Origin of the sequence: Undibacterium sp. Ji42W, from assembly GCF_049340405.1 — a bacterium.
GTDB lineage: Bacteria > Pseudomonadota > Gammaproteobacteria > Burkholderiales > Burkholderiaceae_D > Undibacterium.
Genome location: NZ_JBMPOV010000001.1, coordinates 352,378 through 364,046, shown reverse-complemented (window position 1 = coordinate 364,046; position 11,669 = coordinate 352,378). Strand labels below are relative to the sequence as shown.

The window sequence follows — 11,669 nt, the reverse complement described above, 5'->3', positions numbered from 1 at the left end:
TGATCATTAAGCCAGGATGGCTGCGGCGCGGCCTGGCTGTATCAGCCCGGCAATTTCAAGGGCTTGCAGGCCTGGCGTTGCTTCTGCTGTTTTTATCCAGTCTGAGTTTTCCAGGCGCATTACCCAGGCTTTCAGGCTGGCGTTTGCATCTGCTGCGGCCAGGATGGCGGCTGTTTCTTCCCTGGTGAAGCGGTCGAGGAATTCGCCACGCGTCAGACGATTGGGAGTCGCTACAGGCACGTCTACAGCCCAGGTGAAGGTTTGCACTGCATTAATGTCTGTCAGGGCGTTTACGGCTTGTTCTGCTGCGTCATTGCTGCGGCGTATCGCTTCACGCTCGGCAAGTACCTGGTCAATGTCGGCCAGGCTGCCCCAGCCTGCTGTATCGCGTTCTTTGGCGCGTTGCAGCTTCCAGTCTGTTGAAGCAATCAGCCTGGCTGCTTCTTCCTTAATCAGCTTGCAGCGTGCGGTTTTGGCGTCCACAAGGGCGGCGCTGTTGTCCAGGGTGATTGTGGTCTTGCCTTTGGACACTTTGACCGTATAGAAAGCCAACAAGGCCGGGTTAAAGCCTTCTGGTGCCGGGATCAGGCGCACGCCTTCCCAGGCTTGCAGGCTATCGTCTTGTGAATAGCCAGTGATTTGATTTGCAGTGTCAATAATCAGTTGTGTCATGGTGTGCCTTAAATTGCGAGATAGCCGATAGACATATAGAAAGTGCCTGTGCTTACATCAGTGAAGTACATCGCGCCGTTTTGACTGCCTACTTGCTTATTGGCAGTCGTCAATGTGAGCGAAGTGGAGCCGTTCGGGGTAGCCGTGTATTGGGTTGTGGTGCTGATAAGGTAGAAATTGCCTGCCGTGCTGTTATAGGTGCCTGCAATTGCCAGTGTTAAGAACTTGCCACCTATTCCAGCCCCTTGTTGTGCTGTCGTGGCGTTGTAGTTACGTTGCACCACCGTCATTTTGTTGGTGAATAGCCATTGATACAGTGCTGTTGCCGTGGTGGTCATGGCTGTAGAAATGCCGGTATTGCCATGCAGTGCATTACGTATGCCTGCGTCAGCAAAGAACGCCGTAGGCATTGCCGTGCGGCCTGCGGTGATTTCACTTGAAACAAAATTCCAGGCGTCTAATGATGCGGTGGCATCAGCAAACAGATATGCCATGATCGTGGTCAACTTGGTGTACAGCGCCGTCATAGCAACACTTGATTTAGCCAGTTCGCGCAATGCCGTCAGACTTGCCCCTATTGCATCTTGTGCCGGTGTGTTGGCTGCAACCGCGTTTAACCAGTTGGTAGACGCATAGATCAACGTCATAGCGGCTTGGACGCTGGCAAATTTGTCCATTGTGGTGCGGCTGGCGACTGTCAGGGTCAGGCAACCTGGTATCGCGGCGATGTATGGAACCAGATAGGCCGCTTTAGTTTGTATCCATGTCTGCATAACGCTGGATGCCATGATGTCTTCCCAGGCCAAGGCACTGCCCAGCAGCTTGGGGCGCAATACGTCGTCTTGCAGCGCCACTTGTATGGTCTTGGCTTCGTCACTGCAAAGGCGCTGCCATACACTGCGGTGGCTTGCGTCTGTCAGCCAGACATCGATATCTGCGCTGGTCATGGCGTCAAACAAGGCCAGTGTGTCGCGGCCTATCAGGGGCGCATTAATCACTTTATCCAGGGCACCAAACAGCGCGCCATTAATCACAAGTGTGTTGATGTTGGCTTGTGCCAAATCCGCGCTTTTAAGCAGGGTACTAGCGCGGGCAATGTACTGGTCACGGAAGTCGGCTAAATTAGTTGAACTCATATCAGATCAATCCTGCAAAAATAAGGGTAGACAGGTCGTCAAGCTGCGCTTGCAGGTTGTCGGTGGTGGTTTTACTGGCCTTGTTACCCAGCCCCGCATTCAGCGCGGTCACGTCGGCATCTATCGCCGTGAAGGCTGTGCGCATGCGGTCCACCTCCTGCGCACCGGGGTTTTGGATGTGGGGCAAAGGGTATTGCCGGTTAGCGGTCTTTTGATCAATCATGGATATCCTCAAATGACGATGACACGCAAGTTGCGGTGACGTGGCCGTGCTGCTGTGTTGCCGCTTAATTCCAACTTGGCGCGCAGCCGGTCTGCATTGACACCGTTCAATTCATAGGTCAATTCGTGCCAGTCAGCAGCGATGTCCCGGCTGGATAGAAAAGGCACTGCTGTGTAGACCGGTGCGCCTGCCGCCTCTGGTGCCACACCGACTGTCAATGCTGCACCGGCTGGCAAATAGCAATCCACCACAATGCGTACCCGGACGTTTTGCCCAGCGGGTACCAAGGGGCTGATGTAGTTGCCCTGGTTGGACACCGTACCGGCCAGTAGCGTGACGCCTGGGTGAAGTACCGGCGACAAGTTGGCAGCGCCGGTTAATTTGGCCGTAACACTGAATTGCCCGGTAGTAGGCGCAGCCAGGCGTAACGGCTGGCCGTCGTCCACGTTCAATACGCTGCCACCTGGCAAAGTGATTTGATATTCAACGCGGGTCTGTGCGCTTGGCGTTTCTACCAGGCTTAACAGCATCAAGTCCGTGACGTTGGCAAGGTTTGCATTGCCAAGGGCGATGGTGCGCGTAGTGTTCGTAAATTCAGCAGCCAGCAGGCGAAACGCCAGGTCACGGTCTTGGTGCGGTGTCCAGGTAGTGGCGTTGCTCGATGACAGCAGCACGCCCACGGTGTACGGCTGGCTTGCTACCCATTGGCCTTTGTGGTCGTCATACTTGCCCAGCTCGGCAATGCTGGTGGCCGTGGTGGCATCGTCACACAAAATAACCAGGGCATAGTCCACACCACCGGTCAAGCTTACCGGGTAATCAAAATTAATCCTTGTGGCCTGGCCGTCCACGTTGATGGTGGATGCTGCAATACGTGCCTGGGCTACTACTTTTTGATTCGGTATGCCTACGCTGGTTTCACGTATCTGCACGGCCAGTAGAGAATTGCCCCTGGCGGTGAACCACAGGTCAAGCCCGGCAATTTGGCGATCTGCTGCCAGGGTGAATGTCTGGGCCAGCGGGTCTGCTTTCAAAAATGTCACCCAGCCGGATGCATGGACGGTCACCAGTTGTTTCACGTCCTGAATTTCTACGCCGGTGCCGCTGTAGATAGAAACGCCAAAGCTGCCATGACTACCCACGAATTCAACGCGCTTGCTACCTGCTGGCACCTTGGCCGGGATCTGAAATGTGCCGGTAATCGTGCCAGGCGTTGGCGTTGCTACGTTGCCGGGTACAACGGCAATGCCATCAAATCGCAAAGTCTGGATGGTTTCACCTGCTTCAAAACCCTTCACGGTAAAGCCGACACTGATTTGACGGATGAATTCCGCTGCCTTGCTGGTGTGGCTGATGTCGCGGGTAATTTCGTTTGTCGTGTCGTAGGCTTCGCCGTTTTCGACAATCCACAGGCCCACGCGGCGAGTGATGTTTTCTGTGATGGTTTCTGTGGCCGGGCTGTTCCATTGCGTGTCTATGTCTGTCCAGCGGTCAATTGCTGGCGTTAGAGTTACGTCTGATGGCAACGGGTCAAACGCATCATATGGATTGATTTTCATGCTGCCGGTGCGCCATGGCTGTTCCAGCAGCGTTACCGGGTTGAATGGCAGTGTCTGGGGCGCAGCCAGGCTGATGGATAGCAAGTTAGGCTGCACGGCCACCGGTAAGGTCAGTTCACCGCCAAAGATGGCGGCGGTTTGGGCTAAGCCCTGGTCGCGCACGCTGTCAGACATGAAAGGGTCTACCAGCATGCCGCGTTTTGCAGTGGCGTCGCGTAATTGGGTATTGCTTACAAGCGTTTGCTGTGCGATCAATTCGCTAAGCGTATCAAGGCGTTTTGCGTAGGCAGCAAGGGTATCCATGGGAACTACGCGTACGCTGTCGGTCATGACAGTGCGCGGTCCGGTGCGCCAATTTTGGAATACTGACGCCAGCGGCAAGAGGTTGGCCGGTACGGTGGGCGGGCGTGGGTTGCGGTCAGCAGCGACACCAGACAGCCAGACCAGCGCACCGGCGCTATCCATGCAAAGACGATCTATACGGGGCAGCATGCGGTTATAGCTGATCAGGATAGCAGTGCCAGCTACCGCGCCAGTGATTGTGCAGCCGTCGGCATCAATCACGCTTGCTGGCACTGTGGCAAGGTATTGGTACGTTACTTTGTAGGTGGTGCCGGGTGCTGGTTCTGCACCTGGTAAAGACCAGTCTATCTGCTGGGCGGTGAATTTCCAGTCCACATCCTTGGCGTAAGTGGTTGCGCCTTGTTTGACTGACAATACGACCAGGACAGAGCCATCTTCCAGCGGGTCCAGCGCGCCGGTAAAGCCGCCGTGTGCCACATCTATGGTCTTTTGCGCTGTGATGGTCACATGCGTGACATTCGCAGCCGGGGCGCGATCAAAGTTCACGCGCTGGGCGGCTGGCCCGGTGGATTGGTGCGGCTCATTTTCAATAAATCGCAAATCAGGTGCAACAGCGCGCACCAGGCGGCGGCTGGTGGGTAATTCAACCGCAAAGCCAGACACGCGGGCGCGGCCCTCGCTGACTGTATAGACCTGTTCGCCGCTCGGTATGTCATTTGCAGCGCTGACGTTCAAGCCGTTCACCACATAGCTGCCGCCGGATGAATCGCGGTCATAGCGGGCCAGTGCCTGGGTCACGCCATCCAGTTGCGGTGGTGGTTCTTTGCTGCGTACTGTGCCGTCTTCGACCGTATAGACTGGGAAAAAATCACCTGTCTTGCCATCACCGGCAAAGCCCCATACAAGCAGCTTTTGCAGGCGGCCTGCGCCTGGCTTGTCTTCGCCGCGTACATTCTTGGCGCGGTTTCTCAAACTTGGGTCTTCAAGTTCGGTAATGATGTGCGGTTGCAGGTAAACGCCAACAGTGACCAGGCCGACAATCGCAATAGTGAAAGTGGCCGGGGCTACCCCACGTACAGAGCCATCAACGTACAAAGCGCCAGATTCGCAAGTAGTGGCTCCAGTCAGCGGATTGACGACTATACGGGCGTCACGGATAACAGCAGCGTCAGCCATCAGTACATCTGCAATCCCTTTTATGCGGGCCTGCAGCAGGCTTTGCACTTCGTTCATTTCATCAGATTGAATTACTTTGTCTGCGCGATACAGCACCGTATCAAACTGCTTGGCCGGGTCGTGCCGGTTCAGGTAGCCAGCTAAATTAATGTTTTGGTCCATGGGTTCCCTGTTCAGAATGGCAATACATAACGGTAGACTTGCTCAGTAGCGCCGGAACGAATGAGGCGCGGGATGTGGTCAAGCATGTAGATGCGGCCCGGTGCTGTGATTTGCGCCGGTGTGAAATAGCGTTGTCCAACTGGCAGGCCTGCGGCCACTTCTGTGCCTGCAAACAAGGCCAGTTCGCGGATGCTTTCGCCGGTGCCGTCTGAGTAATCAAAAACAAATTCAACAAGTACCCAGCGGGATGGTGTATTGACGATGCGGTACAGGTCACCGCCTGGCGCTTTGATGGTGTTGGCCGCGTTGGGGTCTGTTTCTGGGACCACGAATTGCTTTTGTGATGCCAGGCGGCGGCCTATCTCATCTACCAGGGCTGTGGCTGTGACAGCTTCAGAATCTGGTGCGGCGTCCCATGCAGCCAGGCCACGGCCCCAGGCCAGATGCAATGGGCGATTTTTAAAAAGTTCGGCCAGTTCTATGCGGCCTTGGTCTTGCAGGGTTGCCATGTCAGTTCCTTATTGTGGATTCGTTGGAATAGCAATTAATGGGTAGGTCACTGCCCAGCCGCTTGCCCATTGGTCTGCCCAGCCATACACTGGCAATGCAGGATTGCAGACGCTAAGTGCTGTACCTGGCGCAATCGCTTTAATCGGTGCTGGCATTTGCTGGGCGTTCAATACGGCGCAATAGGTCGCGTGATGCGCGTTTCTCAGGGGCTGCAATGCCGGTTGATTGACAAGGCCAGTGGACAGGTCACTGATGCTTACCACGCTGTTTAAGCGGATTTCGCTATCGAGTACCCAGCTATCAAACTGCATCATTGAATCATCAACGATGGTGTTTAACTGGCGCGGGCGGTGTGCTGCAATGGGTGCCAATGCTGGCGGCGCGTTGACGGTGGCCGTGTGCGTTTCACCGAAAGACAGTTTTACGCCGTCTGTAGCGGGGTCACCGGACCAGATACCAGAATCATCATCAAACAAGCACTGATCAAAGCTGGTGCCATCAAAGCGGCCAGCGCGCAGGTCAAGACCGTGATACAGGCGATAAAAACGGCTATGCGCTGGTATGGATGCATTCACCACCTGGCCTATACGTGCCAGGTCCAGCGCTGCCAGCGTAGTGCCTGGGTCTATGTGGATATAGAACTCGTCTTCTTCTATCGTTACATTGTCGTAGCCAATCCAAGCAAGGATACGCAAGACGCTGGCCGCGCTGCCGCGTTCACGCAACCAGGGCAAGCCTGCATTGATCAATTCTGCTGTGCTGTCGAAGTGCAGCGAGAATTGCGATAAATTCCACTCTGCCGCAAGCCATGGCTGAAAGCTGGCGGGCAAGCTGGTGAACAGGTTGGCCGGTGCATCTGCTGCGGTGTCCAGGACAGCACGCGGGGCAACGCGCACCAGATTGCGTTCCAGTTCGCTGGCATTGGGTGGCAAGAGTTGCGCAATAGCAGTTGTAAGCGCAGTCATGCGACACCGCCATCAGTCAACTGTATGGCCCCGGCCACGGCGTATTGATCAGCAGCCAGCACCGTATTGCCTGCGGGCTGGCCGCTTACTGGAAATTCCACCCGGCTTATACCTGGTTGCTGCAATTGTGCTGTTACCCAGGATAGCGGCACACTGCGGCCCAGGCTGGCATAAGTTGAAAGCGATGCCGTAAAAGCAGCGGTAATTTTTGTGACGATATCAGCCGGGGCGCTGGCATCACGCCACAGTGTTGCTGTCACATTCAAGGCCAAGGGCTGGGCCACGGCGATAAGTACAGGTATCCCCAGCGGCCTGGCGTTGGGTGCATTGAGTGCAGCCAAAACAGCAGCGCTGGTGGTTTCCGCTAGGCTGACATCGATCAACCACAGTACAACACTTACCACCCCTGCGCTGGGGCTGCTGACACTGGCGGCTTTTACATTGGGGCTTGAAGACATGGCGATCAGGCGGTATTGCTCAGGGGTGCCATTGCCAGCCAGGGCAGCAATGCGCAATTGAATGCGCAAGCGGTAACGGTCGTCTGCTTCGCCTGGCATACGGGCCAGGTCATAGAATGCACCTTTGTGGTCAAGGTCTGTGCCGGTGGCGTATGCCAGCAGGTTGGCGCGTGCGGCCTGGTTGACGCGATTGCGCAAAAGCATTTCACGGTAGGCAAATGCTTCTATCTGTTTGACCAGTGGTTCAGATGGCAAGGCCAGCACATTGGCCGCACCTGGCTGGCGTTGCAGAAAGTCTTGCTTATGCGCCGTGACCAGGGCTTCAAAATCCAGTTCTTCGATGATAGCCGGTGGTGGCAACTTAGTTAAGTCAACCTTTAGATCAATCATGCTTGCCCCCGGATGGTCAGCGGCAAAGACAGGTTAAAGGCTTTTGATGCGCGCACCAGTTGGCCTTTCAATTCAATGATGACTTTGCCTGGTATGCCGGTGCGGTACATTTTTACCTGCGTCAATTTGATGCGTGGTTCCCATTTGAGCAATGCTTCAGCCGTGGCGGCATACAGGCGTACTTGTGTCGCGCCGTTGTCTGGTTGGTCGATCAGTTCAAACAGCAAGCTGCCATAGTCGCGGCGCATGACGCGGCTACCTATGGGCGTGGTCAGTATGTCGGCAATGCTTTGGCGCAAATGCGCCAGGCCTGCTATACGTTCTCCGGTGTTTAAATTCATGCCTGCCATGATTTTTAAATTCCTTGCTTCAGTCTGGAATGACAAACCAGTCACGGCCTGTGCTGGGATGCGTGCAGCTTGCGTGGTGGCCTTCACGGCATGCAGGTATGCCGTTCAAGGTCATCCATGTGGAACCCTCAACCATGACAGGGTTAGCGTGTGGCACAGGGCCATGCGGGACGATGCGGTCACCCAGGACAACGACAGGCAAGCCATCAACAGCAAAGAAGTCTTGACCACCGGCACGGTGCGGCCCGCCTGCACGGTCGAGGGTTTTAACAGCAATGCCGTGGCTCATGACTTGACGCCCTCAAATTTGGGCGTGCGCAGCGTGGTGCCCTCTGTGGTCAGTTCCAGAGTGGTATTGCCAACAGCAAAACTAAACTTGCCATTAGCGGGCAAGGTAATGATGTAGTGATGGTCGGCGTGGTTGTAATCGACAGTCGCGCCGTCTGGGTATTGAATGCGGTGGTTATCTGGATTGTCGTCTGGTGCCTGGTTGTGATTGCTGGCGACACCGGGAAATACGACACCTGCGGCCAGATCACCAGACGGCGAAAAGATGATGCATTGTTCGCCAACTGTTGGCGGGCACCATGTTTTTGTAGCGCCTGCACGTGTGGCGGCAATTGGGATTAATGCGGTAGTAATGTCGCCAAATTTGACACGCGCCAGCGGTACGCGTCCATGCTTTACTTCAGCAATGACGCCGTAGCGGACGATGTTTTCTAAGCGGCGAGAGAGGTCGGCAAGATTGAAATTCATGCCGTCTATGGTGACGGCTGGCGAGGTTTAGGTCACGCGTCTAAGGGTTGATATGTAGATTATCAACCTCCTATTTTTTATTCGTGATTATGTCTTATCTCAGACCTGATCTTTTCAAAATATTCATCATCTCCATGCCAAAATATATTAACAAAATCAAACTGATTTATTTCTACGATTGCATTTGGTTCAATTTTACATTTAGGTACTACACCTTTTTGAAATTCCAGGGCCTGTAGTATTAATGAACTTTGTTTGTAATGCGTATCAAATTCCATCGCAACTACCAATGGTTCGATTACGTCAAAGATATTGTCCAAATAACTGGAAAGTTCATCAACAGGAAACGGCGTATGAAATCCATTGTGAGTTATAAAAATTTTCTGAAGCTCAGGAGGCAAAGTTACATTATATTTTTCCGAAAAATCCTTTCTTAACCAATATAAATTGGATATAGAATCTTGCCATTCGTATTGGTTTTTCCCCTTAAATGACTCAGTCTGCACAAGAATATTTTGGATATATTCGTTAATTTCATTTTGCAAACTCTCTCTCATAACAAAATCTACATCAGGTTTTTCGCCATAAATTTTTGCATAGATTTTTCTAACAAATTTCGGATGAATGTGAGGTGCCATATTGCGTGAAAACGAAGCTAATGCGGGAGGTGATGTTTTTATACTGTTTTCATTTTTTTCTTTTTCTTCGTAATAATTTTTTGTGCAATGTTTTTCGAATTCTTCAAGATGCTTAAAACGGTTTGAAAAGTGATTTTGTTCTGCTGATTGATTAATTTGAGCCTTTGTTTGTTCAGAACGATGATTAGACGCGCACAACGCAACCAAAGGGATAATCAGGCCCAAAAACCCAAAAGGGATTTTGAATAAATTAAACATTTCGTTAAAGCCGTCTGCACTAAACTTAAAATATAGATTTGTATTGCAGATAATGGCGATGGCAATTGCTACAGAAAATATAAGCGGGATTACAAACGCTAATTGAACAATCCTGAGTTCCAACAAGCTTTTTTTGGGGTCAAACATTTTTAACATGGTATGAACGTTATCAAGATTATTTAAATTTAAGGACCAGGGTCCATTTGAGTCGACGCTGAGAATTTACTTGTTAAATTGCACAGATAAATCCATCTTAAGATTCTAGTTACGGTAGTTCTATTTTCGAACGAACGTTCTTGTTGATGAAATTGCCTCTTCTAATCTTTCCTTAAATATGCTCATGCCTGGGAATACAACTAGACTGCTAAGAGTCGCCATGTGGCCAAGCAGGATTAAAGTTGATTGAGGGTTTTCTTCTACGGTCGTTAAAATTCCATTTAGTTTGGAGGATCCAACTGATGACCGAAGACTGCTTAATGCTTTTACTGCTGGGTCATAGCAGTAAGAAAAAATTCTCCTCAAATCATAATCAGGGTCGTCAATTTTAAACAGAACATATCCTCGGCAATTTTCGTTACCAGGTTCTCCATGCCATCCCCCCCAGAATTTGCGAAAATTATCTATTGGGTCAACCCCTGGAATCAAATCGAAATACTGTTTATTTTGTTTGATTATCAACTTAAGATTTGCACCTTCCCCCCCAAAACTGTCATCAGAAAATTTCGTGTGGAAGAATTTCACTGTTGAAGAAGCATTAATAAGTGGTCGTATTACATTATCAAGAAGTAAGTCACGAATGATCGTTCTTCCTTCATCGTCAGTAATCACAGACGCAGCATCACTTGAAATTTCTGAGTGCAGTTCAGGCAGGCCTACAACAAAGTTTTTGTTCTCTGGCGCGTTATCACGAACAAATTCTAAAAAAGGGGTCTTGAGCATCGAATTTCCTAAAAATCAAAGTCTTTGTAGATATTCACGATTTTGTCAAATATTGGCTTTATTTCCTTGACGTTTGCTTGCTCTAATTTGCAGACATTATCAACATAGCCTGCGACATCCCTGATGACTTCTAGATATTTAACCTTCGCGGCTTTGTTTTGAAAAATCAATTTAAAAGCTTCTCTGCCTTGGTTTGGCGGCGCAAAGCCATTGACTACAAAAGCGATTTCTAAGAGCCTATGTATAGCTGCGTGCAAAGGCTCCGGAAGTTCCGCGTATTGCTTGGCAGCGACCTTGCCGCCCGCAAATTTCGGCAATGTGTGATGGTCAGCTATTCTTCCAACTGTTCCTCCAAGCTCAGATGTAGTTTTGCACAAATTCTGAATAATTTTATTTAAGTTGCTGATTTGCTTCATCGACATCCCTGCCGTTTGCATTTCGTTTTGATTCATTCCAACAATTTGATCCATCAATGTTATTCGACCAGTAGGGTCGAATTTATTAATGGGGTCATTTTGAGCATATGAATATTTGTGCAGGGAGGCTGGCTTTTCTTTCTTGCCAGGATCGGGGTCAGGACTAATAAATCTGCCGGTTTTAGGGTCATACCACCGTTCATGCATATAAACTAAATCTGCAACCGGATCGTGCTGCTCTTGACGGTAACCCAGCAAAATAGGGAATTTATCAGAAGCCGTTGCGCCTTGTGAGTCGATCAGATTTCCAAATCCGTCAAAATTCTGTGTGCCAGCTATGTTGCCTTTATCATCGGTCAATGTCGTGAGCGATCCACAAGGATTATTATTGTGTGCGTACAGTGTTTTATAGGTGCCATTGGATTGCAGCACATTGACAGAAATTAGGGATACGCAGTCGGGCAGTGGTGCCCATACATATGACTCAATAAGCAAGCCTTTACTATCAGTAACCGAAACGACTTTATCACCAAGGGTTGGGTCTGTTAGATAATTGAATGGGGGTGTTGGTACTTTGGGTGTTGATTGTGCTAAAGCACTATTCTGAAAGAATAGGCTGCAAATAAAGAAAATACCAAATAAGGCCAATAGCCGATTTTTTTTCATGTTTCGGGAGGGGTAAGATAGATGAGTGCTTCAATGGGCGCAAAGTCGCATTCAAACAAAGATGTTTAAAAGATCATATTCTACCCTGAAAA

13 protein-coding genes are annotated in these 11,669 nt (G+C 51.0%); all 13 read right to left on the bottom strand.

The window, feature by feature from the left end:
- Positions 1 to 6: 6 nt before the first annotated feature.
- The 13 genes from ACO0LG_RS01665 to ACO0LG_RS01605 all read right to left on the bottom strand — a co-directional run bounded on the left by ACO0LG_RS01665 (position 7) and on the right by ACO0LG_RS01605 (position 11,577).
- Positions 7 to 672 (bottom strand): hypothetical protein, encoded by a 666-nt coding sequence (locus ACO0LG_RS01665; protein WP_423022695.1) that lies wholly within the window; start codon positions 670 to 672, stop codon positions 7 to 9.
- 8 nt (positions 673 to 680) lie between these two features.
- Positions 681 to 1,808, bottom strand: a complete 1,128-nt coding sequence (locus tag ACO0LG_RS01660; RefSeq protein WP_423022693.1) for a hypothetical protein — start codon at positions 1,806 to 1,808, stop codon at positions 681 to 683.
- 1 nt (position 1,809) lies between these two features.
- Complete coding sequence (locus tag ACO0LG_RS01655; RefSeq protein WP_423022691.1) at positions 1,810 to 2,031, bottom strand: hypothetical protein; 222 nt, start codon at positions 2,029 to 2,031, stop codon at positions 1,810 to 1,812.
- Between the two features lie 8 nt (positions 2,032 to 2,039).
- The gene (locus tag ACO0LG_RS01650; RefSeq protein ID WP_423022689.1) at positions 2,040 to 5,231 is read right to left on the bottom strand and encodes a DUF4815 domain-containing protein; all 3,192 of its coding nucleotides are present in this window, start codon (positions 5,229 to 5,231) and stop codon (positions 2,040 to 2,042) included.
- Between the two features lie 11 nt (positions 5,232 to 5,242).
- A complete protein-coding gene (locus tag ACO0LG_RS01645; RefSeq protein ID WP_423022687.1) occupies positions 5,243 to 5,740 on the bottom strand; it encodes a hypothetical protein in 498 nt (165 codons plus the stop codon).
- 9 nt (positions 5,741 to 5,749) lie between these two features.
- Complete coding sequence (locus ACO0LG_RS01640; protein WP_423022685.1) at positions 5,750 to 6,706, bottom strand: phage tail protein; 957 nt, start codon at positions 6,704 to 6,706, stop codon at positions 5,750 to 5,752.
- Positions 6,703 to 7,554 (bottom strand): baseplate assembly protein, encoded by an 852-nt coding sequence (locus ACO0LG_RS01635; RefSeq protein ID WP_423022683.1) that lies wholly within the window; start codon positions 7,552 to 7,554, stop codon positions 6,703 to 6,705. Before ACO0LG_RS01635 ends, ACO0LG_RS01640 begins: the two co-directional genes overlap by 4 nt.
- The gene (locus tag ACO0LG_RS01630) at positions 7,551 to 7,904 is read right to left on the bottom strand and encodes a GPW/gp25 family protein (protein WP_423022681.1); all 354 of its coding nucleotides are present in this window, start codon (positions 7,902 to 7,904) and stop codon (positions 7,551 to 7,553) included. Before ACO0LG_RS01630 ends, ACO0LG_RS01635 begins: the two co-directional genes overlap by 4 nt.
- 19 nt (positions 7,905 to 7,923) lie before the next feature.
- Positions 7,924 to 8,193, bottom strand: coding sequence for a PAAR domain-containing protein (locus ACO0LG_RS01625; protein ID WP_423022679.1), 270 nt, complete (start codon positions 8,191 to 8,193; stop codon positions 7,924 to 7,926).
- Complete coding sequence (locus ACO0LG_RS01620) at positions 8,190 to 8,660, bottom strand: phage baseplate assembly protein V (RefSeq protein WP_423022677.1); 471 nt, start codon at positions 8,658 to 8,660, stop codon at positions 8,190 to 8,192. The genes ACO0LG_RS01625 and ACO0LG_RS01620 overlap by 4 nt, the downstream gene beginning before the upstream one ends.
- A gap of 77 nt (positions 8,661 to 8,737) precedes the next feature.
- Positions 8,738 to 9,712 carry a hypothetical protein gene (locus ACO0LG_RS01615; RefSeq protein WP_423022675.1) on the bottom strand — a complete coding sequence of 325 codons (975 nt, stop codon included), beginning with the start codon at positions 9,710 to 9,712 and terminating at the stop codon, positions 8,738 to 8,740.
- Between the two features lie 120 nt (positions 9,713 to 9,832).
- On the bottom strand, positions 9,833 to 10,495 hold the full coding sequence (locus tag ACO0LG_RS01610; RefSeq protein WP_423022673.1) for a hypothetical protein: 663 nt from the start codon (positions 10,493 to 10,495) through the stop codon (positions 9,833 to 9,835).
- An 8-nt stretch (positions 10,496 to 10,503) separates the two neighbouring features.
- Positions 10,504 to 11,577 (bottom strand): RHS repeat domain-containing protein, encoded by a 1,074-nt coding sequence (locus ACO0LG_RS01605; RefSeq protein ID WP_423022671.1) that lies wholly within the window; start codon positions 11,575 to 11,577, stop codon positions 10,504 to 10,506.
- Between the last annotated feature and the right edge of the window lie 92 nt (positions 11,578 to 11,669).